This window comes from Hyunsoonleella aquatilis (assembly GCF_014270105.1).
In the GTDB taxonomy this organism is placed as follows: Bacteria; Bacteroidota; Bacteroidia; order Flavobacteriales; family Flavobacteriaceae; genus Jejuia; species Jejuia aquatilis.
The window spans coordinates 555,582-581,240 of record NZ_JACNMF010000001.1; the positions used below are offsets into that span (position 1 = coordinate 555,582).

Annotated in this window: 25 protein-coding genes; 15 read left to right on the forward strand and 10 right to left on the reverse strand. The window is 37.6% G+C overall.

Translation table 11 applies throughout. The features are described 5' to 3' along the window. Window positions 1-7: 7 nt before the first annotated feature. Window positions 8-958, forward strand: a complete 951-nt coding sequence (locus tag H7U19_RS02395; RefSeq protein WP_186558236.1) for a UbiA family prenyltransferase — start codon at window positions 8-10, stop codon at window positions 956-958. A 221-nt stretch (window positions 959-1,179) separates the two neighbouring features. Here the strand turns inward: H7U19_RS02395 and H7U19_RS02400 are convergent, their stop codons facing one another. Both H7U19_RS02400 and H7U19_RS02405 read right to left on the reverse strand, forming a co-directional pair. Then, window positions 1,180-1,494, reverse strand: a complete 315-nt coding sequence (locus tag H7U19_RS02400) for a hypothetical protein (RefSeq protein ID WP_186558237.1) — start codon at window positions 1,492-1,494, stop codon at window positions 1,180-1,182. A gap of 27 nt (window positions 1,495-1,521) precedes the next feature. Further along, window positions 1,522-2,490: a sodium-dependent bicarbonate transport family permease gene (locus tag H7U19_RS02405; protein WP_186558238.1), complete on the reverse strand. Its 969-nt coding sequence runs from the start codon at window positions 2,488-2,490 to the stop codon at window positions 1,522-1,524. Between the two features lie 306 nt (window positions 2,491-2,796). Between H7U19_RS02405 and H7U19_RS02410 the strand changes: the two genes are divergently transcribed. Continuing rightward, window positions 2,797-3,720, forward strand: coding sequence for a LysR family transcriptional regulator (locus H7U19_RS02410; protein WP_186558239.1), 924 nt, complete (start codon window positions 2,797-2,799; stop codon window positions 3,718-3,720). A 73-nt stretch (window positions 3,721-3,793) separates the two neighbouring features. Continuing rightward, window positions 3,794-5,005: a serine hydrolase domain-containing protein gene (locus H7U19_RS02415; RefSeq protein WP_186558240.1), complete on the forward strand. Its 1,212-nt coding sequence runs from the start codon at window positions 3,794-3,796 to the stop codon at window positions 5,003-5,005. Between the two features lie 72 nt (window positions 5,006-5,077). Here the strand turns inward: H7U19_RS02415 and H7U19_RS02420 are convergent, their stop codons facing one another. Both H7U19_RS02420 and rpsO read right to left on the reverse strand, forming a co-directional pair. After that, a complete protein-coding gene (locus tag H7U19_RS02420) occupies window positions 5,078-7,360 on the reverse strand; it encodes a polyribonucleotide nucleotidyltransferase (RefSeq protein ID WP_186558241.1) in 2,283 nt (760 codons plus the stop codon). A gap of 200 nt (window positions 7,361-7,560) precedes the next feature. Beyond that, window positions 7,561-7,830, reverse strand: a complete 270-nt coding sequence (rpsO, locus tag H7U19_RS02425) for a 30S ribosomal protein S15 (RefSeq protein ID WP_186559862.1) — start codon at window positions 7,828-7,830, stop codon at window positions 7,561-7,563. Between the two features lie 177 nt (window positions 7,831-8,007). Here rpsO and H7U19_RS02430 point away from each other — a divergent pair, with 177 nt between their 5' ends. Further along, window positions 8,008-9,141 carry a sensor histidine kinase gene (locus tag H7U19_RS02430; protein ID WP_186558242.1) on the forward strand — a complete coding sequence of 378 codons (1,134 nt, stop codon included), beginning with the start codon at window positions 8,008-8,010 and terminating at the stop codon, window positions 9,139-9,141. Between the two features lie 114 nt (window positions 9,142-9,255). Here the strand turns inward: H7U19_RS02430 and accD are convergent, their stop codons facing one another. The 3 genes from accD to tamL all read right to left on the reverse strand — a co-directional run bounded on the left by accD (window position 9,256) and on the right by tamL (window position 14,195). After that, on the reverse strand, window positions 9,256-10,113 hold the full coding sequence (gene accD / locus H7U19_RS02435) for an acetyl-CoA carboxylase, carboxyltransferase subunit beta (protein WP_186558243.1): 858 nt from the start codon (window positions 10,111-10,113) through the stop codon (window positions 9,256-9,258). A gap of 263 nt (window positions 10,114-10,376) precedes the next feature. Further along, a complete protein-coding gene (gene fbaA / locus H7U19_RS02440; protein ID WP_186558244.1) occupies window positions 10,377-11,444 on the reverse strand; it encodes a class II fructose-bisphosphate aldolase in 1,068 nt (355 codons plus the stop codon). Between the two features lie 144 nt (window positions 11,445-11,588). Next, window positions 11,589-14,195: a translocation and assembly module lipoprotein TamL gene (gene tamL, locus H7U19_RS02445; protein WP_343069066.1), complete on the reverse strand. Its 2,607-nt coding sequence runs from the start codon at window positions 14,193-14,195 to the stop codon at window positions 11,589-11,591. A 101-nt stretch (window positions 14,196-14,296) separates the two neighbouring features. On the opposite strand from tamL, the gene H7U19_RS02450 reads away from it, so the two are divergent. Further along, window positions 14,297-15,031, forward strand: a complete 735-nt coding sequence (locus tag H7U19_RS02450; RefSeq protein ID WP_186558245.1) for a TrmH family RNA methyltransferase — start codon at window positions 14,297-14,299, stop codon at window positions 15,029-15,031. Window positions 15,032-15,240: 209 nt separating this feature from the next. Here H7U19_RS02450 and porT read toward each other — a convergent pair whose 3' ends face one another. Continuing rightward, a complete protein-coding gene (porT, locus tag H7U19_RS02455) occupies window positions 15,241-15,969 on the reverse strand; it encodes a type IX secretion/gliding motility protein PorT/SprT (protein WP_186558246.1) in 729 nt (242 codons plus the stop codon). Between the two features lie 4 nt (window positions 15,970-15,973). Then, window positions 15,974-16,699, reverse strand: a complete 726-nt coding sequence (ubiE, locus tag H7U19_RS02460) for a bifunctional demethylmenaquinone methyltransferase/2-methoxy-6-polyprenyl-1,4-benzoquinol methylase UbiE (protein WP_186558247.1) — start codon at window positions 16,697-16,699, stop codon at window positions 15,974-15,976. 144 nt (window positions 16,700-16,843) lie between these two features. On the opposite strand from ubiE, the gene trkA reads away from it, so the two are divergent. Next, window positions 16,844-18,193 carry a Trk system potassium transporter TrkA gene (trkA, locus tag H7U19_RS02465; RefSeq protein WP_186558248.1) on the forward strand — a complete coding sequence of 450 codons (1,350 nt, stop codon included), beginning with the start codon at window positions 16,844-16,846 and terminating at the stop codon, window positions 18,191-18,193. Window positions 18,194-18,208: 15 nt separating this feature from the next. Next, complete coding sequence (locus H7U19_RS02470) at window positions 18,209-19,702, forward strand: TrkH family potassium uptake protein (RefSeq protein ID WP_186558249.1); 1,494 nt, start codon at window positions 18,209-18,211, stop codon at window positions 19,700-19,702. On the opposite strand, the gene H7U19_RS02475 is transcribed toward H7U19_RS02470, so the two are convergent. Beyond that, window positions 19,699-20,340 (reverse strand): response regulator, encoded by a 642-nt coding sequence (locus tag H7U19_RS02475; protein WP_186558250.1) that lies wholly within the window; start codon window positions 20,338-20,340, stop codon window positions 19,699-19,701. The genes H7U19_RS02470 and H7U19_RS02475 overlap by 4 nt on opposite strands. A gap of 207 nt (window positions 20,341-20,547) precedes the next feature. Between H7U19_RS02475 and H7U19_RS02480 the strand changes: the two genes are divergently transcribed. The 8 genes from H7U19_RS02480 to H7U19_RS02510 all read left to right on the forward strand — a co-directional run bounded on the left by H7U19_RS02480 (window position 20,548) and on the right by H7U19_RS02510 (window position 25,615). Then, window positions 20,548-20,730 carry a hypothetical protein gene (locus H7U19_RS02480; protein ID WP_186558251.1) on the forward strand — a complete coding sequence of 61 codons (183 nt, stop codon included), beginning with the start codon at window positions 20,548-20,550 and terminating at the stop codon, window positions 20,728-20,730. A gap of 359 nt (window positions 20,731-21,089) precedes the next feature. Further along, entirely contained in the window at window positions 21,090-21,722 is a 633-nt protein-coding gene (locus H7U19_RS02485) for a hypothetical protein (RefSeq protein WP_186558252.1), read from the forward strand. A gap of 8 nt (window positions 21,723-21,730) precedes the next feature. Further along, window positions 21,731-22,267, forward strand: a complete 537-nt coding sequence (locus H7U19_RS02490) for a peroxiredoxin family protein (RefSeq protein WP_186558253.1) — start codon at window positions 21,731-21,733, stop codon at window positions 22,265-22,267. An 18-nt stretch (window positions 22,268-22,285) separates the two neighbouring features. Then, the gene (locus H7U19_RS16970) at window positions 22,286-22,576 is read left to right on the forward strand and encodes a cysteine peptidase family C39 domain-containing protein (RefSeq protein ID WP_281386117.1); all 291 of its coding nucleotides are present in this window, start codon (window positions 22,286-22,288) and stop codon (window positions 22,574-22,576) included. Window positions 22,577-22,587: 11 nt separating this feature from the next. Next, the gene (locus H7U19_RS02495; RefSeq protein WP_281386118.1) at window positions 22,588-24,471 is read left to right on the forward strand and encodes a peptidase domain-containing ABC transporter; all 1,884 of its coding nucleotides are present in this window, start codon (window positions 22,588-22,590) and stop codon (window positions 24,469-24,471) included. 246 nt (window positions 24,472-24,717) lie between these two features. After that, entirely contained in the window at window positions 24,718-24,912 is a 195-nt protein-coding gene (locus tag H7U19_RS02500; RefSeq protein WP_186558254.1) for a hypothetical protein, read from the forward strand. Window positions 24,913-24,979: 67 nt separating this feature from the next. Then, window positions 24,980-25,393 carry a hypothetical protein gene (locus H7U19_RS02505; protein WP_186558255.1) on the forward strand — a complete coding sequence of 138 codons (414 nt, stop codon included), beginning with the start codon at window positions 24,980-24,982 and terminating at the stop codon, window positions 25,391-25,393. A gap of 30 nt (window positions 25,394-25,423) precedes the next feature. After that, window positions 25,424-25,615, forward strand: coding sequence for a hypothetical protein (locus H7U19_RS02510; protein WP_186558256.1), 192 nt, complete (start codon window positions 25,424-25,426; stop codon window positions 25,613-25,615). The last annotated feature ends 44 nt before the right edge of the window (window positions 25,616-25,659 follow it).

The window sequence follows — 25,659 nt, forward strand, 5'->3', positions numbered from 1 at the left end:
TTCTAATATGAAAAATACGTACCCAATCTTTAGCCTTAGATTCTTTAAGGCTTACTTAATTCAGTGTCGCCCATATTTATTGTTTATATCTGGAATTGCTGGATTGAGTGGAATTGCTATTGCAGAAGCTTACCCCGTAAGTCAATGGCGTTTATGGTTAACGTTTATTCCTTTGTTTTTAGGCTACGGATTTGGGCAAGCACTCACGGACACGTGGCAGACAGATACTGATGCCATTTCTGCGCCTTATCGTCCATTGTCAAAAGGGGTGATCTCAATAAAATCTGTCAGAATCGTAAGTGTAACTGGTCTTGTTTTAAGCGTGCTGGTTTTAATTTATTTGAATTTGTGGAATGTGGTATTGGGTGCTTTAAGTGTATTTGGATTAGTGACATACTCATATTTTAAGAAGAACTTCTGGTTTATTGGGCCGTTTTATAATGCATGGATTGTAGGGCTTTTGCCAGTAATGGGATATATATCTATTATCAATTCAAATTTATTAAATGGTAAATTACCCTTAGTCCTTTTATTGAGTTTTGTGTCTTATACAAATTTTGTTTTAATAGGTTATTTAAAAGATATATCGGCCGATAGAGAAACAGGATACAAAACTTTTCCAGTTGTTTTTGGATGGGATAAGACAGCATGGATTGGGGATGTAATTGTTTTAATAAGTTCAATAATAGTTTTTCTGCTAGTTGAAACAGCAGTTGGAATTATAATTGCATTACTCGCAACGATTTTAGCTGTTTTGGGTCAAATATATCTGCACGCCGTTAAGGTTAAAGAAGAATCGAACGCGGCATTGCCAATTGTAATGACGGTTAGGTGTTTTATTATTTGGCATATTGCTGTTATTGTAGATAATCGTCCAAATTGGTTGGCACCTCTTCTGATATTCTATGTTGTATTTGAAGTGTTTTTATTTTTCAGACCTGAAAAAGGACAAATATAAAGAAGATGCTTACCCAGGACTCGTAAAATTGTTTCTTCACTTTTATTAAAGTATGGGCGTAATGAAGTTTTCAATGCATCAGATGTCAGAAATATTTTATAGACTAAAGAAAAAAAATGCAAAAACCCATTTTACAAAATGGGCTTTTGTTCAATCCTAATTCATAGCTAAATTAAAATTATAAAGGACTACTAGTATTGCGATAACTTTCAGAAAAAAATTTATTCCTCCACCTTTATAGTAATAGTACTTTCAATCTTCAATTTTTTACCCTGAAGACTAGGGTCATTAAAAAACGATTGTGCATCCAGTTTCGCATCAATAAGTTCATTGATTCTGCCACTATCGTATTCGCATAAATCTTCACTGTTGCCTTCGGTAATGGACAATCTTTTTAATTTATGGTGGTTGATCTTGATGTCCAATACGGCATCAATAACGTCCTTAGCTTCCGACACGTTAAAGTATCCGTCAATCAATTTAATGTTTTGCTTTTCCATTGTAATATCGTTGATTTTTTTTGTTACGGTTTCCATGATATTTTAATTTTAGATTATACTTTATTAATAACAGTTTTGAATGATGCACAGATACAGGGGCATGCCGAGTGTGATGTTAAACGGGAACGTAATGGCCAACGCCATGGGTATATACAAACTCGGGCTTGCCTTTGGTACCGCTATTTTCATTGCTGCTGGTACCGCAATATAAGAGGCACTTGCCGCCAAAATTGCGAAAAGCAATCTATTTCCAGTACCCGTTACAAAGGCCCCACTTGCTACTGCCACCAGGCATCCATTGATGATTGGGACCACGATGGCAAAAATTAAGGCAAACCACCCTTTCTTTATAAATTCGTTTAGCTTTTGACCACTGGTGATACCCATGTCCAAAAGGAAAACTGATAAAAATCCTTTGAATATATCCGTTGTAAAGGGCTTAATGCCTTGGGCCTGGGCTTCACTAGCCAAGTAACCAATAACTAAACTCCCTAATATTAACAGCACACTGCCATTAAATAAGGCGTGCTGAAACACTGTTTTCATTGGGATATCAGATTTTCCTTTCCCTCCTTTAAAGAGCATGATGAGTAACAGTCCAATCATTATTGAAGGTGCTTCCATTAATGCCATAACTGCTACCATATGCCCACTAAAAGGGATTTGCTCAATTTCTAAAAATGAAATAGCTGTTACAAAAGTTACTGCACTTACGGATCCATAGGAGGCTGCGATGGCTCCCGCATTTTCTATACTGAATTTCCGTCTAAGGATAAAATAAGCATAGATTGGAACGGCAACTGCTAGAAAGATCCCGAATAAAAGCGACCATAATATCTCTAGGTCGAATTCGCTGTGCGCTAGCTCCTGTCCACCTTTAAATCCGATGGCAAGCAACAGATAAAGCGAAATGAATTTTGAAGAATTCTCAGGTATTTTTAAGTCACTCTTCAGCTGCACCGCTATAACGCCTAAAAAGAAGAATAGTAGTGCCGGGTTTGTAAGGTTGTCAATTAGTAAATGTAAATCCATTCAATGTGTTTTACCAGTTGCTATTATCTTGATTTTTTGACTTTGAACTAATCGTAGCAAGCAACATTATAGCTCCAATTAGTGCCAGTTCCTTAATAAATAGGCCATCATTCTGTAAGGATAATAGAATGACAACTAAGAACATAAAAGTCAAGATAATTTGACTCCTGTTTAACGAATTGGCTTTCATTTTTTTAATACTGCTAATAATTCTTTCTTTCATCGTTTTTAAATTTGGTGCAAAGTTTATACAAATATTTCATATAATTTTATTTATATTTATTATGAAATATATAAACTAATGTTATGAATTACACATTACACCAGTTAGAAATATTCTTAAAAATAGCTGAATTACAGAGTGTTACTAAGGCTTCAGAAGCACTGTATCTTACCCAGCCAGCTGTTTCTATTCAGTTAAAAAAGTTCCAAGATCAGTTTAAAATTCCTTTGTTTGAAGTAGTAGGTCGGCGTATTTATATCACAGAATTTGGTGAAGAAATTGCACAGGCGGCGGAGAAAATCATGGAAGAAGTCAGGGCTATCGATTACAAGGCATTGTCCTTTCAGGGCGAATTGGCAGGCAAGCTGAAGATCGCAATCGTTTCCACAGCAAAGTATGTAATGCCTTATTTTTTGTCTGATTTTATCAACAAAAATAGAGGAGTAGACTTGATTATGGATGTAACCAATAAAGCCTCCGTAATTCGGGCACTGGAAAATAACGAAGTAGATTTTGCTATGGTGTCTACCATACCTAAAAAGCTCAAAATAAATCGCATTGAGCTGATGCGAAATGAGCTGTACATGGTAGGAGGGAGGGACTATAAACTTAAGGGAAAGCATTTATCCAAGGCCGAGTTTCAAAAATTACCGTTGATTTACCGCGAACAGGGATCTGCCACCCGTTTGGCCATGGAAAAATTTATTGATTCTAAAAAGATTTCTACTTATAAGAAAATGGAATTAACGTCTAATGAAGCTTTAAAGCAAGCTGTGATTTCTGGACTTGGTTTTTCAATAATGCCATTAATTGGTATAAAAACGGCTCTCAAACTAGGAGATTTACAGATTATCCCGGTAAAAGGCCTACCTATTGTTACCAATTGGAATTTGATTTGGTTGAGTTCTAAAAACATGTCTACTATCGCCAAAGCACATATAGAACATATTGAGGAAAACAAAGAGGCAATCACCAAAAAACACTTCCATTGGCTAGATAATTATTAAATAACTTAAAAAAAGGAGGTAACAAAATACAAGTGCAAGTTATCTATTAGTGTAATAAATAAAATAAACACCAATGATAGCTACAAACAAAACGTTTTCAGTACCGAATAAAAGTAAGTTAGTAAAACAATTATTCATTTTTTTCTTGTTCATAGCCTTTACGAGTTGTGAGGTTGAAGAATCTTTTAACGATTTCCAAACCAATACCGCCGTTTTTAATATGGATGTCTTTGAACAAAATTTAATTGATTATGTTGAAGTGGGAGGTGATAGCCCCATAGGATGGGCATATACCATCAGTAAAAATGGGAATTTAGAAAGATCAGATGCCTTTGGGAAAGCCAGAAATTCGGCCGACGGTTCTATGGATTTTACGTTGTATAAAGAAATAAATGTTGCCAGTGTTACCAAATTCTATACAGCTATTGCCGTAATGCAACTATTGGAAGCAAACGACCTTAGTATTGAAGACGATATTGCAGATTGGCTTCCTAACTCTTGGACTAAAGGGCCGGGGGTGAATAATTTAAGCTTTAAAGATCTTTTAAAACACGAATCTGGATTACAAAGTACCAACAACAATTTTGATGTTACTTTAGGCTATCAAGGTTTAAAGGACTGTATAGAAACTGGTGTAGTGAATGCAAAAACCAGAAATTACCTTAATGTAAATTTTGCTTTGTACCGCGTGTTAATTCCTTCTTTATGGAGTAACCTTGAAGGGAGTCCGGCTATCGATATTGAAAATGATGCCAATACCCAATTTATGTATTTGCTGTATATGCAACAGAATATCTTTGACAGATTGTCATTACCATTGGTCGGGTGTTTTCCTGAAAGCAGAGACATTTCAACCTTATATTACAATTCAAACGATGGAAGTAATAATGGAGGGGTGTTTTACGGAAGCTGGAATAACAAGTCTGGCGGGGGCGGTTATTTTATGACAACACTTGAAATGGCAAAAGTGAATGCGTATTTTGAACACACAGAAATTTTAGTGACCAAGGATCAAAGGGATTTAATGAAACTGCATCGTTTGGGCATGGATGTCGCTGATCCTGCGGATGAAATCCATGGGAACTATTATGGAAAGGCCGGGTCCATTGGTACCAGTAGTGACCCAACAGTTTCGCAAGGCGTTAGAACACAAATTGTGATGTTCCCGGGAACAGGTGTAGATTGTGTTATTGTGATGAACTCTCAAGGCGTTACTTTGCAAGGGACGACTAGTCTAAGACAAATGATATATGATGCCTATAATAATGCTTGGGTGCAACCTTAAGCCCAAGTAATTGACAAAAACAAAAAACCGAAAGACTAACATCTTTCGGTTTTCTTATGAGTAAAAAAGGGTCTAGTCTTCTTTATTATCTTCTCTTGGCTTTCTATCGTCTCTACGATTATCGCGGTTGCGATTGTCACGTCCACGATTGTCTCTGCCTCGGTTATCCCTTCCTCTGTTATCACGTCCGCCACCTCTGTTATTATCTCTTGGTGGTCTTGCTACATAACCTTCAGGCTTTGGAAGAATAGCTTTTCTGGATACTTTTTCCTTCCGAGTTCTTGGGTCGAGTCCAAAATACTTCACATCAAAAACATCACCCATATTAACAACGTCAGAAACATTTTCTGTACGCTCCCAAGCCAATTCGCTTACGTGCAACAATACTTCGTTTCCAGGGGCTTCAGTATATTCTACAACAGCACCAAAGTCAAGCATTTTAATCACCTTAACCTCGTAAACACTACCAACTTCAGGCTTGAACATCAAAGCATCAATTTTTGCTAAAACAGCATCAATACCTTCTTGTCCAACACCTAAAATCTCAACAATACCTTCTTCCGTAACAGGGTCTTCATTGATAACAATAGTAGTATTAGTCTCTTTCTGTAATTCTTGGATTACTTTTCCACCAGAACCAATTACGGCACCAATATATTCGCCAGGAATTATACGAGTCACCATTTTAGGAGCATGTGGCTTAACATCTTCTCTAGGCGCATCAATCGTATCCACCAGCTTTTGCAAGATGTGCAAACGGCCATCTTTTGCCTGCATTAAGGCTTTCACCAAAATTTCATAAGACAAACCTTTTACTTTGATGTCCATTTGGCAAGCAGTAATACCATCGGCAGTACCCGTAACTTTAAAGTCCATATCACCTAAGTGATCCTCATCACCTAAAATATCAGATAGTACTGCATATTTGCCAGATTCCGTATCGGTAATCAATCCCATGGCAATACCAGAAACTGGTTTTTTCAATTGCACACCGGCATCCATAAGCGCCATAGTTCCAGAACATACTGTTGCCATAGAAGACGAACCGTTGGATTCTAAAACTTCAGATACTACACGAACCGTATAAGGACAATCCTCAGGTACCATGCCTTTTAAAGCACGTTGCGCTAAGTTTCCGTGTCCTACTTCACGTCTTGAAGTACCACGGATTGGTCTTGCTTCTCCTGTTGAAAAAGGAGGGAAGTTATAGTGTAAATAGAAACGTTCTTCGCCTTCAAAAGATGGCATATCAATCTGGTTGGCCTCTCTTGAAGTTCCCAAGGTAACTGTAGCTAGTGCTTGAGTTTCCCCACGTGTAAAGATTGCCGAACCGTGAGTAGATGGTAAATAATCAACCTCACACCAAATTGGTCTAATTTCGTCCGTTTTTCTACCATCCAAACGTAAACCTTCATCTAAGGTCAAATTTCTAATGGCCTCTTTTTGTGCTTTTGCTACATATTTATGGATCAGTTTTCCTAATTCCTCATGTTCCTCTTCAGGAAATGCTTCAAAAACCTCTTCCTTAATATTACTAAATGCCTCGCTTCTTTCATGTTTAGCTGAACCCGCTTTTGCAATGGCATACGTTTTATCGTAAACCATGTCGTGGATTTTTTGTGCTAAATCCTCATCTTCATCTTCTGGCTCATATTCGCGCGTTTCTTTTTTACCAAAAGCCTCAGCTAGTTTTACTTGAGCCGCACATTGCACTTTAATGGCTTCGTGTGCAAACTTAATAGCTTCAGCCATTTCTTCTTCAGAAATCTCATCCATCTCGCCTTCAACCATCATTACCGAATCCGCTGAAGCACCAATCATCATATCGATGTCAGACTCCGCTAATTGAGCACGTGTGGGGTTGATAACAAATTCACCATTAATACGGCCAACTCTGGCTTCAGAGATAGGGCATTCAAAAGGAAAATCAGATAATTGAATAGCTGCCGAAGCTGCTAAACCTGCCATAGCATCTGGCATAACTTCATCGTCATGAGACATCAACTGAATCATAACCTGAGTTTCAGAATGGTAATCTTTTGGAAATAAGGGACGCAAAACGCGGTCTACCAAACGCATTGTTAATACCTCTCCGTCACTTGGTCTGGCTTCTCTTTTAAAGAAACCGCCAGGATACCTTCCTGCCGCCGCAAATTTTTCTCTGTAGTCTACCGTTAAAGGTAAAAAGTCAACATCAGCAGCGTGATAATTGGAAACAACAGTACACAAAAGCATACATTTTCCAGATTGTACAACAACAGAGCCGTGCGCCTGTTTTGCTAATTTTCCGGTTTCGATAGAAATTTCCCTACCGTCACCGAGGTCAATAACCTCTCTAAATGTTTGTGGAATCATAAAATTTTTCTTGTAATTTAAGCGTAAAACCGCCTAAATCATGTTAAACAATGGTCGTTGTGTTGTGTGTAGTTGTTGTGTGTGACTCTAAGGTCTTGACCAATGAAAAACTATAACTAGCTTCTTCTAAGTACGAATTTTTGACGCTTTCGTTTGCGTTGTATTAAAACAAAAAAGAGGCTAAAAAAAGCCTCTTTTTATTATTTTCTTAATCCTAACTCCTTTACTATGGCACGATATCTCAAGATATCCTTCTTAGTTAAGTAATCTAGTAAAGCTCTACGCTTACCTACTAGTTTTACCAAAGAACGTTCAGTATTATAATCTTTACGATTGTTTTTTAAGTGCTCAGTTAAGTGATTAATTCTGTGCGTAAACAACGCAATTTGAGCTTCCGCAGTTCCAGAATCTTTCTTTCCTTTACCGTGCTTTGCGAAAATCTCTTCTTTCTTTTCTTTAGTTAAATACATGCTAATATTATTGTAAATGATTGTTATGTACTGTGAAAGGCTTTCTTTCAGTCGGCAAATATAATACTTTTTTGGTGTTAAACGTTTTTTTGTGTAACTTTTCAATGATTTTAAAAAGCCAACCTCCTTAAACCGATTTTTAGCTATTAATATGAACGAACTTATTGTTTAAAGCATATGAAATCACTCTTCCCGGAAGAAAGCTTTCCAGACTCCTACGACCATCTTGAAAAAATCTTCAACAATACCTACAACGGCATTGCTATCCTAACCCTAGATGGGGATTGGATTAAGGTGAACGATAGCATGTGTGACATGCTGGGATATACCAAAAATGAGTTGTACAATATGAAAATAGAGAATATCATTTTCAGGGACGATTTGGGGGCTCATGCTACAAAATATGAAAGGTTGATGCAAGGGAAGATAGACCGCTACCGGGTGATGCAACGCTATTTTCATAAGGATGGATCTGTCATTTGGTTTTTAATTTCGGTATCCCTCATTTCTGCAATTGATGGGAAGCCAACCCAAATGATCTGGCAATTTTCCGATATCACGAGCCGAAAACTGAGCCAGGACAAGTTACGATTGATGTTGCAAGTAGTGCGGGAACAAAATGAACGGTTGACTTCCTTTGCTGATATTATTACACATAATTTGCGTTCGCATTCTGGAAATTTGATGACGGTAAAAGGCTTTTTGGAGGATGAATTTGAATGGCTGAAATACAATGACAATTTCAAGTTGCTAACAAATGCCATCGAAAATTTGGAAGAAACCGTTTCTCATTTAACTGAGGTGGCAAAAATTAAGAAAGTCGAGGCCACTGAATTGGAAACACTTAATCTTTACGATTATGTTGAGAAGGCAATTTATAGTGTGGCCGCCGTGGCTAGAAACACCAAAACAAATATCATTAATGATGTAGACGAAGAGCTATTCATCAAAGGAGTGCCGGCCTATTTGGATAGTATTATTTTGAATTTTTTGACCAATGCCATAAAGTACAGGTCTGATGATAGAACGCCTCAAGTGGAATTGTCAACCTCCGAAGTTGAAGGCTATGTTATTCTAAAAATTGCTGATAACGGCATGGGTATCGATTTAGAAAAATACGGCAAAAAATTGTTTCAATTGTATAAAACTTTCCATACCAACAGGGATTCCATTGGGCTTGGGTTGTTCATTACCAAAAATCATATCGAATCTATGGGAGGAAAAGTGGAGGTGACTAGTGAAGTGGACGTTGGCACAGAATTTTCGATTTTTTTTAAGAAGGCTATAAACAGCACGCAAGACTTGCCTTGAGATAACACAAGAAGAAACTTTTCAATATCAAGAATTCGGATGACTACTTTTCGATAGAATAAAAAAGGGCCAAAAGTAGTTTCACTTTTGGCCCTTTTTTCAAAATCGTTTGTATTAATCTCTCAAAGGTTGGTTCAATATCAAATCCAAATATTGATTCACCTTATTTTTTAAATCTCTTCTTAGAGTGATAAAGTCAAGGAACCCATGTTCCAATAAAAACTCCGAGGTCTGGAAGCCTTCGGGTAGTTCCTTTCCTGTAGTATCCCTAACGATACGCGGCCCGGCAAATCCAATTAATGCTCCTGGCTCACTGATATTAATATCGCCCAGCATAGCGAAAGAAGCTGTAGTTCCACCAGTGGTGGGGTCAGTACACAAAGAGATATAAGGAATTTTGGCATCAGCCAATTGCGCCAATTTTACAGAAGTTTTTGCCAACTGCATCAATGATAGTGCTGCTTCCATCATCCGCGCGCCCCCTGATTTTGAAATTACCATCAATGGGATATTGTGTTTTAATGAGTAGTCAGCCGCGCGAGCAATTTTTTCACCAACAACACTACCCATGGAGCCTCCAATAAATCCAAAATCCATACAGGCAACTACAAGGTCTTTCCCTTTAGACTTTCCAACCGCAGTACGAACAGCATCTTTAAGCTTGGTTTTCTCTTGGGCGGCTTTCAGTCGGTCAGGGTATTTTTTAGTGTCCACAAACTTCAGTGGATCTTTGGATTCCAATTTGACATCCAATTCCTTGAATTCATTATCATCAAAGAGAATCTCGAAATATTCCGTACTGCCAATCCTTACGTGGTAGCCATCCTCTGGACTTACGTAGTAATTCTCCTGTAATTCTTTAGTATCTACAATTTTACCGGTTGGGGATTTGTACCACAATCCTTTTGGGGTATCTTTCTTTTCCTCTGTAGATGTTTGTATTCCTTTATCTTTTCTTTTGAACCAAGACATATTAACTAATGTTTAGATTGACGATTTTTCAGATTAAAAGATCATTTGAAGAAATCGTTAAAAATAATATGAGCTGTAATTTTCAATTTGGGAAGATAAACTACATTTCAACCACAAAATTAAGCCTTTTTTTAATTTTTGAGGTAACGCCTTTATAATTTTATGGACAGTAGGGATATAACCTATTGTCATACAGTATAATAAGTAAAAAGGTTCTGTAAAAACACAGAACCTTTTCTTTTATCATTTTAATATAAATTATCTTATAAGGTATTAACGTTGTTCAAATCCTCGAAAGCTTTCTTTAAACGCTCAACGAATGATTTTTCCCCTTCGCGCAACCAAACCCTCGGGTCGTAATATTTTTTATTTGGAGAGTCTTCACCATCTGGATTGCCAATCTGAGACTTTAAATACTCGGATTTGTCGTTCATGTAATCTCGGATACCACTCATAAAAGCGTACTGTAAATCCGTATCGATATTCATTTTGATAACACCGTAGCCAATAGCTTCCCTTATTTCCTCAACCGTAGAACCTGAGCCACCGTGGAATACAAAGTCGATATGATTATGCTCAACACCATATTTTTTGCTGATATACTCTTGAGAGTTCTTCAAAATTTTAGGAGTCAATTTTACATTTCCGGGTTTGTAAACCCCATGTACATTTCCAAAAGCTGCGGCAATAGTAAATCTTGGACTTACCTTGCTCAATTCTTCGTATGCATAAGCTACTTCCTCTGGTTGGGTGTATAGTTTGGAATCATCCACATCGGTATTGTCAACGCCGTCTTCCTCGCCACCAGTGATACCCAGTTCAATCTCCAAAGTCATACCCATTTTAGACATTCGTTTTAAATACTCCTTGCAGATTTCGATGTTTTCCTCAATGGGTTCTTCAGAGAGATCTATCATATGCGAACTGAACAATGACTTCCCGGTTTCTGCGAAATGCTTTTCACTGGCATCTAACATGCCGTCAATCCAAGGTAATAGTTTTTTGGCACAGTGGTCCGTGTGTAAAATTACTGTTGCACCATAGGCTTCCGCTAGGGTATGTATATGTTTTGCTCCGGCAATAGCGCCAGCAATGGCTCCTTTTTGCCCATCGTTGCCCAAACCTTTGCCCGCATTAAATTGTGCGCCTCCGTTTGAAAATTGAATAATTACTGGCGAGTTTAAATCCCTTGCGGTTTCCAAAACTCCATTGATGGTGTCCGAACCTATTACATTTACAGCTGGTAGTGCATAGCCGTTTGCTTTAGCATGATTAAAAATAGCCTGTACTTCATCGCCTGTAGCAACGCCTGGTTTAATATTGTGTGCCATGTTTTTGATTTGTTAGATTAATTTTAGTTCCTATTTAGTTTACCAAAAATAGTCATTTTTAGGGTTTTGGCTTAGTGATTTCAAATGAAAAATAGTCTTTTTAGCCAAAAAAAACAGTAATACCCGGGTTTTTTGTACCAATAGCTAAAAGGGATAGTTTATCCCAATGTTATAAACCGCACTTCCAAAATTATAGTCGTTAAACCAACGGTTGGCATCCCTATAGGAGGGGTCATAGGTTTTAAAGCCAATGTCAAAGCGGAAAAGGAAGAACTTAAAATCGTAGCGTAGCCCAAAACCGGATCCTAAAGCGATATCTTCAAGCGAATTAAAATTGGTGAATGTAGCCCTGTCGTCCTCAACATCGTCCAGCACGTTCCAAATATTTCCGGCATCAACAAACAAGGCTGCGTTCAGGTCGCCAAATAAATTGAAGCGCTGTTCGGCACTCAAGGTAATTTTCATGTTGGCCTCGTTAAATTCATTTGTAGTTTCCGAGCTTCCGGGACCCAATCCATAAGCCGTCCAAGCGCGGTTGTCGTTCGCTCCCCCAGCAAAGAAACTTTTGGCAAAAGGAATATTAGTGGAATTGCCGTACGGAATGGCAATACCGAAAAAGCTTCTTAGGGCAAATACATTTTTTTTGCCTAAGTCCCAATGCTTAATGTAGTCGAACTCTGTTTTGATATATTGCGAATAGGCCACGTTAAAAAGCTCATACCTGTCGTTACTATCCTTTTTAAGCCCTAATAAACTTGAGGTATTGGCCAAAAGTGCACCGGCCGATTCTAATTTAAGGCGAAAGATGGAAAAATTTTCGTCATAAAGACTCTTTCTAGTGTCCCGAATAAAATTATAGCTTGTGGTTAAAATCAAGTTGTTTTCCGTTAGCCTTGTCTTTCTTTCACCAATGGCGGATACTACCCGGAAATCAGGATCATTTTGAGAAATACTTGTATTGCCGTTTGTAACATCATTAATAAAGTCATCTGCACCTTGTGGCAAGGATAAATCGTTGTCCGAAGGTATATATCCTATATTCTGAGCTATTGCATTAAGTCTGCTAAAAGAATTTGTATAAATCCTAAAATAATTATCGACATTCAGATTTCTAACATACTGAATATTAAACAGATCCAATCCATTGGTGACTCTGCTTGATGGGCGCCATCTAAAATTGAAAGTACCACTGAGGGTTTGTTTATCCAGTCCAATATTGGTTTGACCTGATGCCGATAGGGTTATCCGGGTAGACGGAAACATATATTTTGGAATAATACGGTCGGTATTAAACGGCGTAAATATCCTCGGAATGGTTAAGTTCAGGTTCAGCCCTAGTTCATTGATGTTAAAAAAAGGATCGTCATCTTGTCTTCCTGCATCATCCGATGCGCCAATTGCAGCTGTTCCCGATATTTCAAAAGTTTCTGCTCCCCTGAAGATATTTCTAATCATCAAGCTCGGGTTGACCGCAAAACCGATCGTTTGGATGTTGCTTGTTGAAGCTTCGGTACTAAAACCCAAACTAAATTTCTTCAATGGAGATAACAGAATATTTGCTGTTAATGTCGAATCCGATGTTTCAGTATATTCAATATTGGGGTATTTAAAGGTGCGCAATTCACTAAGGTGCCTATAGGTCAAGGTTCTGTCCGTGTCGGAAAAAATACTGTTTGGTGCTATAAAAATGGCATCGGTCAATGCCTGAGGCCTGAAACGCATTTTGTCATAACTAAAAAGCCGATAGTTTTTGTGGACAATCGAATCCATAAACTGTCGCCCCTCGTTGGCAAAACTATTGTCAGTAATCACGTTAACCTCTTTAACCTTAAAAATCTTGAAGGGTTCTCGTCTTATGGAATCCGGTGTCCTAATGGCCCTGTCCTGAATGATGAAATCGGTATTCACTTTTTTGCTGGTGCCTATCGTATCCATTTCAACGGTAATATAATCCTGTTTAAAATGATACAGCCCAGAATTCCTCAATCTGCTTGTAATTCGTTTGCGTTCCAACTCAAAATCAATAGTTCTGTATTGTTGCCCTGATTTTACTAAAGAATTGGGCTTAATATACAGGTAAAGTGAATCGACAACTGGGGAAGCTATGGTTTCTGAGATGGTGTCCAGTATAAATGCTGGGCCTCTATTAATAGAATATTCTACAGAGGCGTGCTTGTCTTCTGTTTTATTGATATCATAGGAAACATCAACATTAAACCAGCCATTGTTGATGTAGTAGTCCTGAAATCGGGTAATCGATCTTTTTGTTTTCTCTTCATCAACAAGTACAGGGGCTTCGCCTGTGTTTTTCCACCATTGGTTAATGGTTAATTTGGACTGTTGCATCTTATAAAACTGCTTTTTGGAAAGAAAGCGTTTAAAGCCTTGTTTCGAGGAGTCCTTAAGCTTACTTTCCACGATGGAATCCATTTTGGGGCGGGCAATGTTATAAACGTGCAGTCTAAGGGGTATTCCCAAAAGTTTCCGGTTCGGTTTTTGGTAAGTAAGACTGTTTAGGGTTTCGGTACTCTCCTTTTTGCCATCAACAATAATTGTGTTATCGGTAAGTAAATGCTCGTTTGATGCAACTTGTTTAACACTATCGCAGGAAACCAAGTAACCTGCACAAGCCAATACGCATACTATTTTAATCAGATGTTGTTTCAAACGTTGTTGCAATTTTCTATTCCGGTTTTGGTCGAAAGTTGATGAGATATTGCATTTTCCAGATACCGAAAATATTGCTTTCAAAAATACGCTATTTCATCTAATTTCTCACCTTGGGTTTTTAAAACAAAGCTGTACTTTAAAATTGTTGATTTTAACTATGTTTGTATATCAATAGTTGGGGCATGCTTTCAAAAAACAAAATAAAATTTATAACTCGATTGGGTCAAAAAAAGTATAGGCAACAAGAGGGTTTATTTGTAGTTGAAGGTATTAAAATCATCAACGAATTATTGGCATCTTCTTTTGAGCTCTATCAGTTATATACGACCGAAGCCTTCAATATTGATGCCAATTCCGATAATTACGGAAAAGAAGCCTTGATTTCAGAGAGTAATTTACAGCGTATCAGTTTTTTGAGGACCCCAAATAAAGCATTGGGCGTTTTCAAAATTCCTGAAGCTAAAAAGATAGATACGAGTGATTTAGTAGTGGCCTTAGATGATGTAAGGGACCCGGGAAATTTGGGAACCATCATCAGATTATGCGATTGGTTTGGGGTGAAAGATTTGGTGTGCAATAAACAAACCGTAGATTGCTATAATCCAAAAGTGTTGCAGGCTACAATGGGATCTATCGCAAGAGTAAATGTGAGTTATGTGGATTTAGATAAATTCCTTTCAGAAAGCAAAATCCCGATTTTTGGAGCCTTTATGGATGGAGAAAATGTGTACCAAAACCAATTGCCTGAGCAGGGTGTTTTGGTAATGGGCAATGAGGCCAATGGTATTTCCAAAGCAATAGAGGCCATCGTAAATCAACGTATTGCTATCCCTAGATTTGGTGATTTGAAAGCTACAGAAAGCTTGAACGTGGCTACCGCGACGGCTATTTTGTTAAGTGAATTCAGAAGACAGTAGGTAGTTTGCAGTGTTCAGTAATCAGTGGCAGTTTCAGTTGTAGTCTCAAGTTTGCAGTTTCAAGTTTTAAAACTCTGTGAACCCCCGCATTTTCTCCCTGAACACCTGTCTTTAGATAGTTAGATTTGATATTGAAAGTAGAAAGGAGTTGCGAACAATTTTTAGTTTGCTTCCAACTTTGAACTCTGAACCCCGAACCTTGAACTCGTTTATTGAAAAGTAAAATTGATAAACAATCCTCTAGTTTTCATGCTGGCAATATTGCTCGTCCATGGACTGTTAGGGTCGTTATCCCTTATCAGTTCATCGTTTATCCCGAACAATCCTCGGATGGAAGGCGTAAACTTAAAGTTAAAAAAGTAAAAGTCGATACCAAATCCAAGTTCATAAAAGAGTGGACTTGTCTTGGTCCTGAATTGTCCTTTGCTATTGTCGTCGGGATTGTCTTCGTTACTCGATAAATTGATGGCTGTAGAAAACCCTCCAACAATAAAAGGCTTAAAATTATTGATACGTTTCGTTGAAACCTTCAATAAAAGTGGTAAGTGTACATAGGTGGATTTTACTTCCCTAATCAAATCGGATTCATTAAAAGCAGTCCCTTGAAAATATTCAGGACTATAGGTCAACTCTCGGGTCGAAATGAACAGTCCTGGCTCAAATCTTAGGTCTAAGAAACTATTAACGCGCATGTTTCCAATTAATCCTACACTAAAACCAGGGCTTCTCTTTACGTAGATGTCCTGTAAATCCTGATTGTAATCAAAATTAAAATCGTAGTTATTGATACCCAAAAAATACCCCCAACGTAAGAACTTAAAATCCGTTGTTCCCCGTCCTTGGTTGGCGTCATAAATTACTTTTTCTTTTTTAAAGAGTTGAGCCTCTGCGGTTTGCAAAGTAAATATAAATGCTAATGTAATTAATACGTATCTCATAAAATTACTTCGACGATTTGTAAATAGTTGCCACACCGAGGGTTTGTGGAAAATCTTCAACATTAATAAACCCAATTTGGCGCAAAATATTGTTCAATGCTTCCCCATACGGGAAAACCGAAGCAGATTCATACAAATACTTATAGGCACTTCTGTCTTTTGAAAAGAGCCTCCCTATAAGTGGAAGCACATTTTTAGTATAAAAAGAATACCCTTGTTTGTATGGCGTTTTCGTGGGAATAGAAGTTTCCAAAATCACAAAAATACCGCCTGGTTTCAATACCCTCAGGATTTCCCTAAGTCCGTTTTCCAAGTTTTCAAAATTCCGAATACCGAAAGCAACAGTAATGGCGTCAAAGGTATTGGTTTCAAAGGGCATATTTTCAGAGTCGCCCAGCACCATTTCAATTTTACTGTCCAGCCCTTTTTTGGTAATTTTCTTTTTACCAATTTCCAGCATACCACTGCTAATGTCTAAACCAATAATTTTTTTGGCAGCTGTATCCGCCATGGCGATGGCCAAATCACCCGTGCCTGTGGCAATATCCAAAACGGTTTCTGGCTGTTGAGCCTTTACCATTTTTACCACATTTTTTCGCCATTTCACATCAATTCCGAAGGAAATCACTCGGTTCAATCCGTCATAATCCCCAGAAATGGTATCAAACATTTGGGTGACCTGCTCTTTTTTGCTCAGGTTACTATCTTTGTAGGGCTTAATTTTAGACAATGCGCTAATTTTTGGCAAACCTACATAATTTATTTGTTCTGAAAAAGGTAAAATACAATCACGGTCCAGTCATAATCCATTCAAATTGTTAGTGCTGAATGTTATTTGTAGTATATTTGCCCTACTTTTTATGACCTCAGAATAATGAAAATAATAATTGCTGGAGCTGGTGAAGTAGGATTTCATTTGGCTAAATTATTGTCTTACGAGTCCCAAGAAATTACACTGTTAGATACTGATAAAGAGCGATTGACCTATTCGGATACGCATTTGGATATCAAGGTGATTCGAGGAGATGCCACCTCAATTTCCATTTTGAGGGAGGCCAAGGTGGACCAATGTGATCTAGTTATTGCCGTAACAGCTTCTGAGACCACAAATATCACCATTTGTGTGCTGGCCAAACAGCTTGGAGGTAAGCGTACCATTGCCCGAATTTCGAATACAGAGTTTATAAACTATAAGGATGAGGTAGGGTTTACACGTTTTGGCATTGATGAATTGATTTCACCGGAGGCCTTGGCCGCATCGGAGATAGAGCTTTCTCTGAAACAATCCTCTTTTAGCGAAACCTATGAGTTTGAGGACGGCGCACTGTCTATGGCTGGATTAACACTTTCAAAATCAGCATCTTTTGTCGGAAAAACGATTAAGGATGCAGCTAAGATTTTTCCAGAGATTCATTTTATACCTATTGCGATTCAGCGACAAGGTACGCAGTATACGATCATCCCCCGGGGAGATACGGTATTTAAGGAAGGTGATAATGTTGTTTTTATTACTTCTGAAGGCGGTGCCGAAGAGTTGTGCAGATTAACAGGGAAGGCAAATGCAGATATAAAAAGTGCCATGATTCTGGGTGGTACTAAAATCGGGTTTAAATCCGCTAGAAATTTAAGCGATAAAGGATTTAATATCAAGCTATTAGAAGGTGATAAGGAGCGTGCTTTTGAATTGGCCGACCAGTTGCCTAATGTTTTGGTCATTAAAAGTGACGGGCGCAACGTGGATATTCTAGATGAAGAAAATATTGCCGATATGGATGCCTTTATTGCTGTAGGGGATAACTCAGAGACCAATATTATGAGCTGTTTGGTGGCGAAGTCCAAAGGCGTTAAAAAATCCATCGCCCTTGTGGAAAACATGGATTATTTTGAACTGTCGCATTCCATTGGAATTGATACGCTTATTAATAAAAAACTGCTGGCGGCCAACAGTATTTTTAGATATATCAGAAAAGGTGAAGTGGTGGCCATGACCAAACTAAGCAATATGAACGCTGAGCTTTTGGAATTTGAGGTGAAAGCTACGTCGGCTATTTGTAACAAACTCATTAAAAATGTGGATTTTCCGCGCTCGGCCATTATCGGTGGTGTTATTCGAGGTGGTGTGGGTCATATCGCCTTAGGAAGTTTTAAGATACAGGAAGGCGACCGCGTGGTAGTGTGCAGTTTATTGCGCTCCATTAAAGGTGTAGAAAAATTGTTCTTATAACGTCACTGCCGATTCATGAAACTGAACTACAAAATCATATTTCACTTTTTGGGATTGCTAATCGTGTTCAATGGCGGCTTTATGCTGTTGTCTGCATTGATAAGTTTGATATATAAAGATGGTGTAACGTTGCAGTTGCTATTAGCCTCTGGAGTTGCTTTACTTTTAGGAGGAATTGCCATGCTTTTTACCAGAAAGCATATCAAGGAAATGAACAAGCGCGAGGGCTATATCGTGGTTACTTTTGGCTGGATTATTATGGCTTTGACGGGTACCTTGCCCTATGTGATGACTGGGAGTATTCCAAGTTTTACCAATGCCTTTTTTGAAACCATGTCCGGTTATACCACAACCGGGGCATCTATATTGAACGACATCGAAGCTATGCCGGAAGGAGTATTGTTTTGGCGCAGTTTGACCCATTGGATAGGGGGAATGGGTATCATCGTATTGGCTATCGCTATTTTGCCATTACTTGGAATAGGAGGTATGCAAATGTTTGCAGCCGAAGCACCAGGCCCAAACGCAGATAAATTACATCCAAGAATAACCGATACTGCCAAACGCCTTTGGCTCATCTATTTTGGATACACAGCGGCCGAAACCCTATTGTTGAGTGTAGCGGGAATGTCCTTTTTTGATGCCATTAACCATGCACTTTGTACTTTGTCCACTGGAGGATTCTCAACCAAAAATGCCAGCGTTGCCCATTGGAATGGTCAACCCATCATTCAATATATTATCATCCTGTTTATGTTTTTGGCGGGTACCAATTTTGTGCTGAGTTACTTCGCTTTTAAAGGTAAGGTACAAAAGGTGTTGAAAGATGAAGAGTTTAAACTGTACTTCTGGTTTTTGGCCATATTTACGATAATAGCCGCTTTACTGATCTATTTTAGGGCAGATGTTTCTGCTTCTTCTGTTGCGCACCCAATGGTTTGGGGGGAGGGCGAAAGTGCCTTTAGGCATGGCCTGTTTCAGGTATTGGCCATTGTAACTACTACAGGTTTTGTTACGGCAGATTATACCATGTGGACTCCATTTCTGGTCGTTTTCTTTTTCGGATTAATGTTTTTGGGCGGTTCTGCGGGAAGTACTTCGGGTGGCGTAAAAGTGGTACGTCATTTATTGCTCATCAAAAATGGTTTTTTGGAGTTTAAAAGGTCATTGCACCCTAGTGCCATCCTGCCCGTCCGCTACAATACCAAGGCCATTTCAGGGGATATCGTCTTCAATGTTTTGGCGTTTTTTATTCTCTATATGCTGTCCTTTATCATTGGCTCTTTGGTGTTTTCTATGTTCCAAATGGATTTTGAATCCGCAATAGGTCTTTCTGCTTCAAGTTTGGGCAATGTAGGCCCTGCTTTGGGCGATTTCGGGCCGATAAATAACTATGCCGCTTTGCCCCCGCTTGGAAAATGGTGGGCTTCTTTTATGATGTTGATTGGGCGTTTGGAACTGTTTACGGTGCTGGTGTTGTTTACGCCTTTCTTTTGGCGGAATCGTTAGATATAACCTAGTTTTTTAGCTTCTTTAACCAGATTAAAGTTTTTATTCTTTCCTGAGTTTAACAACGTTTTTAATCTTGTTTTTCTCACTTCAATACTGCGTAGGGATAAGGGTATGTGCTTGCATAAATCCTTGGTTTTTAGGCCCATGGATAAATGGTAGAGAATCTGTCTGTCATATTCTGAAATCTTAACGCTGTTGTAGTTTTCTTTGATATAGTTTGTCGTTGTGTTGCAATAAAACCTATCTCCCCGAAGTACGGTTTCAATGGTATTTTTTAAATCCATCGGGTTACTTTTCGCCTTAATTAAAAACCCTTCAGGATCTATTTCGTCAATTATACTTTTAATCCGGATCGCATCAGAAATATTGGTCAAGATAATAATTTTGGCCTCAGGCCACATGTTGCGAATCAAAAGCCCTAAATCTTCTCCGCAGACATACTTTTCATTTTTCGAAACGGGTAATTGTAAATCCAATAATACAAAATCGAATGTTTTGGTTTTGATAAGCTTTACCGCTTCGTCACAGGTGTTAGCAAATTGTAAGCTAAAAGGGGTGGCCATGCCGTGCTCCAAAAGGGTTTTATAACCTTGGCAGGTAAACGGGCAGTCTTCAATAATTAATAGGTTGTTCAATTGAGTTGATTCGTTTTTAGGGGGCTAAAGCTTGGTGGCTGAGGTACAAATATAGAAGTTAAAAGTAAAAATATTCTTAAAAAAAAATAGAAATGTGGGAAAACCGCATAGATGAATGAAAAAATAACACGTATTTAGTAATCAGTTAGGGAGTTTGTCGAAAATCCTAGGAAAAGAGTAGGCGCAATATTTTAAATGTATATTTTTATGAAAACATTGGAATTGAGTAAGATGGAAAATATAGAAGGAGGGCGATTATTTTGCGCTGCTTCAATGGTTGGTCTTGCAGTGTCAGTAGTTGGGGCAGCAGCTATTGTTACAACAGGTGGTGCTGCTTTGTTTCTGGTTGGCTTTGTTGCAGGGTCTATTTCAGCAGCCGGATCCTGCTAAAATCCTTCACTTTGGATGGGGTTATAAGGGTTTTTCTTACATAACTCCATCATTATAACAAAAGAATCAATGGATAAAATTATAGAAATGTATAAAAAAAAAGCTCTACTCTTTATGACTTTAATGTTTATTACTGGAGGTCTAGGCGGGATTTGGTTGGGAATCTTAATTAGGGACAGCTTTGTAACAGAGATAAAAATCTTTTTCCATATAGTTGGGATAATTGGATTGCTTAGTACGGCTATTGGATGTTATATTCAGTGGATATATATAAGGAAACACAAACTTTAGATAAAGATTTGCCGATAAATAGAGAACATACCCTGCAGATTTGTTGAACTATATTTTAAAGTTGAAATATGTTTAAAACAAATGCAAAATTATTTTTTACCATAGTTTTTTTATTTCTGTTTTTTGGCATTTATTCAGACTATATTATAGGAACTAAAGAAATGGTCAATGAGTTATTTTTGGAAAAACTTACTCAAAGTCAATCTCAAGAATTTTTAGAAAGTCAGAAAAAATGGAAATACCTCAGCTATGTAGCCGTTCCTTTTTTGCTACTGATTAAAACATCCGTAATATCCGTCATCCTCCACGCCGGCTGTTTCTTTTTTGAAAGGGATTTATCCTATAAAAAGCTGTTCAACATAGTGGTCAAGGCAGAGTTTGTGTTCCTGTTGGTTATTGTGTTTAAAACACTTTGGTTTTATGTGTTTCAACAGGACTATACGTTAGAAGACCTGCGGTATTTCTATCCGCTTTCAGCCATCAATATATTTGGTTATGATGATTTGCAACCGTGGTTTGTATATCCCTTGCAGGTACTCAACCTTTTTGAGTTTGCGTATTGGATCATATTGGCCTATTTGTTAGGTAAAGCCATAAACGAAAATACTGATAAGGGGCTGACTATAGTTGCCAGTAGCTATGGTATAGGCCTTCTTATTTGGGTGGTTGCCGTAATGTTTTTCACGTTAAATATGAGTTGAAAATCCGAATGAAGAAAATATTCAAGTTTGTTATACCGATACTCATCTTGGTTGTTCTATTCTTTTTGGGCTACAGTGTCATTGGCAAAATACAGTATAAAACTGAGGTTGAAAGCCTATTGCAGACCATTCCAGAGTTTCAGTTTGCAACGCTAGAGGGAATGGATTTTAGCAATTCAAATTTAAAACAAAACCTACCTACTGTATTTATCTACTTTAATACCGAATGCGGGTATTGCCAGCACGAGGCCCAAAACATAGGTAGCAACATCCCGCAATTTAAGAATGCCCAATTAATTTTTGTGTCCACCGAAACAACCGAAGCAATAGCCCAATTTGCCAAAACCTATCAATTACACAACACGCCAAATATTACGTTTTTACATGATACAGCTTATCATTTTTCTAATCGATTTGATGCTACATGCGTTCCTTACGTTTTAATATATAATGCCAAACAAGAGTTGGTTAAAAAGCATAAAGGGCAACTAAAAGCCGAAACTATCCTCAAATTAATAGAGGACAACCAATCAGTTAAAATATAGAGGAAAATCACCTTGCTCATGAAACGACAACTCCACAGCAAGCTTTCAAAACAACGTTTGGATAGCACCTTTGTATTGCAGCACGGCCAAAGCGATTGTGGTGTGGCTAGCCTGTTATCGCTCGTCCAGTTTTATGAAGGTTCGGGTTCCATTGAAAAACTTAGGGAGTTAAGTGGTACTACAAAACAAGGCACTACGCTATTGGGGCTATATCAGGCGGCCAATAGCATTGGATTTACTGCCGAGGGCAACGAAGCCGATGTTCAGGCTTTGATAGACCACAATGCACCAGTGATTTACACCTTGTAATCGAAGACAGGTTGCAGCATTATGTGGTTTGCTATGGTTTTGAAAACAATACATTTATAATTGGCGACCCCGCAAAAGGCATTGTGTATTACACAAAAAAGGAGCTGGAATCTGTTTGGAAATCCAAAACGTGTTTAACATTAGCGCCTAACCCCCAATTTGAAAAGTCAAACGACATCAAAGACCAAAAGAAAAAATGGTTTATCAATGTATTGAAAGAAGATTACAAACTTTTGGTATTTAGTTTGTTGTTAGGGGTTGGTATTGCCATTTTAGGTATGGCGATGGCCATTTTTTCGGAAAAGTTGATTGATGATATTTTACCATCCAAAGACTTAAATAAGTTGATTACCGGTATTATTTTGATTACGGTTTTGTTATTGGTAAAAGTGTTTTTTGGAGCATTAAGAAGCTATTTTTTAATACGGCAGACCAAAGATTTTAATAACAGGATTGTCGATGGGTTTTACTCGGCGCTACTGCATCTACCAAAACCATTTTTTGATACCCGTAAGATTGGGGAACTTGTAGCCAGATTAAATGATACGCAACGTGTGCAACGCGTCATAAGTCAAGTGGCAGGTAGTGTTATTATTGATGTTTTAGTTACTATTACTTCATTAGGTTTTTTGTTCTACTATTCTTGGGTAACCGGTGTAATCGCCTCGATTAGTTTGCCTTTTTATTTTCTGCTAATCTATAGTTTTAATACGCCTATTAAAATGGCCCAGAAAGAGGTAATGCAAAGCTATGCCCATAGTGAAAGCAACTATATTACGTCTATGCAAGGTATCGCAACCATAAAAAATAACAATAGGCAGGGTATTTTTAAAACCCTAAACCAAATTATATATGGTAATTATCAGAATAGCCGATTCAAATTAGGGAAAATTAATATTAGGCTTTCTGTTTTTTCGGGGATATTCGGTGTGCTTTTTTTAACAGGAATATTGACCTATGTATCCATGCAAGTATATCACGGAACGATGCAATTGGGTGAGCTTATGGCGGTTTTGGGAATTTCAGGAAGTTTGTTGCCTTCGGTAGCTAATTTGGCATTAATAGCCATACCTATAAATGAGGCTAAAATTGCTTTTAATAGGATGTTCGAATTTGCGTCTATTAAAAAAGAGCAAACTGGGAATGTGGCTATAGTTGATTTCAATTCTTTAAAAATTGAAAATCTTTCCTTTCGTTATGCTGGGCGGAGTCAATTGCTGAATAACCTCAACCTAGAAATTTATAAAAATGAATGTGTTGCCATAGTAGGCGAAAGTGGATGTGGCAAGAGTACTTTAGGGCAAATCATACAAAAATTCTATGCATTTGAAGGAGGAACTATTACCATTAATGATAGTATTAAATTCAGTGATTTAAAAACTGAAGGTTGGAGGGATGTTATCGGTGTAATTCCCCAGGACATATCGGTTTTTAATGGCACTGTAATCGATAATGTATTGATGGGAAAAGAAGATAGGCCAGAAGATGTCCTAAAGTTTTGCGAAACCCATGGATTCCATAAATTCATTGCAGATTTACCCCAAGGTTATGGTACGATTTTAGGAGAAGAAGGGGTGAATTTATCAGGTGGGCAAAAGCAATTATTAGCATTAATACGCGTACTTTATAAAAAGCCTAAATTATTGCTTTTAGATGAGTTTACATCTGCAATGGATCGTAGAACAGAGCATTTCGTGATTCATTTGCTGAATAAATTGAAAAGCGAAATGAGCATTATTTTTATTTCGCATAGGTTACATTCGTTAAGAACAATTGCTGATAGGATTTATGTAATAGAAAACGGAACCACAGTAGTATCAGGAAACCACAATAAACTCATGGAAAGTGAAAATTTCTATAGTGAATTTTGGAATCAGCTATTGGCAACAGTATAAAAAAAGACCTCGAAAGCTTTTTGGTGGCTGAGCGACTTGTGCTGAGTTAAGTCTAAGCAATTTGAAGAGCCTCTAAACAAATGCAGGAAGATATCAGGAATTCAAATATTGTATAAAATATTGTAATTTAGGCTTTAGTCTGAGGGTTTATGGAAAGAATCAAAAATTGAGTGAAAATTCTAGCCGATATGAGTAATTGTAAATCCTTAGCACAAAGTGTTTATAATTAAACATCAAAACAGATTTATGAATTATAAAGGAAAAATAGTTGTTCAAGTGATTGCTTCGATATTAGTAGGGCTCTTAGTGGCTAGATTTAGCCTGGATGGAGAACTTACTTTTAAAAATGCGTTCTTTAAATTTGACGTAATATGTCATATCTTAATGATTGTTGGCTTTTTTATGATGTCACTAGGAAAAAAGAATGCAATTGATAAATAAAGCCTTTTCCAAAGCATAGGACAATGTAAAATTAAGTATTTAGCAACTTTAGTGTAAAAGCATTCAGATGAAAGAAATCGAAATATTTAGAGAAAACAATTTTCAAACCATGCACAGGCCTTTCAAAGTCTATGTAGATGGTGATTTCATTGATTTTATTGAGCCAAAAGAAAAGACGAAAAAGTTCTTAATAGAGCCTTCTTCTAAAGAGTTAAAAATAGAGGTGGATAAGTGTAGCTCCAATAGTGTTAAATTGAATGCTGATAATTTGAAACTCAATGTTACCAGTCAAATCCAAAATGGGTTGTTCGTATTTATTTATACCACTTTTTTCGGCGGTTTAATACTTATGATGCTGGATGTTCTCAACAATCTCTACCTTTCTTTTGCCTTGTTGTTGCCCTTTGCAATAATTGTATATTGGCAGACATTGGGCAGAAAGAACTATTTACGAATCTCTAAAATGAATAGGGATGTCTAAAAGGAGCCTTTTATGTATTAATCTAACAACATGATGACAGCAAAACAATTGAAAATTTGCCTTTTTATTACTTCATTCATTGTGGTTGCGGGAACTATTTTGATACTTGCCGACTTAACGGATTTAATTGCTATCCCTGGATATTTTGATGTGGTAATATATGTTCTTTTGGCCTTCATTTCCATTCTTTTAGTTTTGATTAAAAAGAAAAGTAAGGCATAAAAAACACCCGTTAGGTTTCAAAAACCTGACAGGTCTGGATAAAA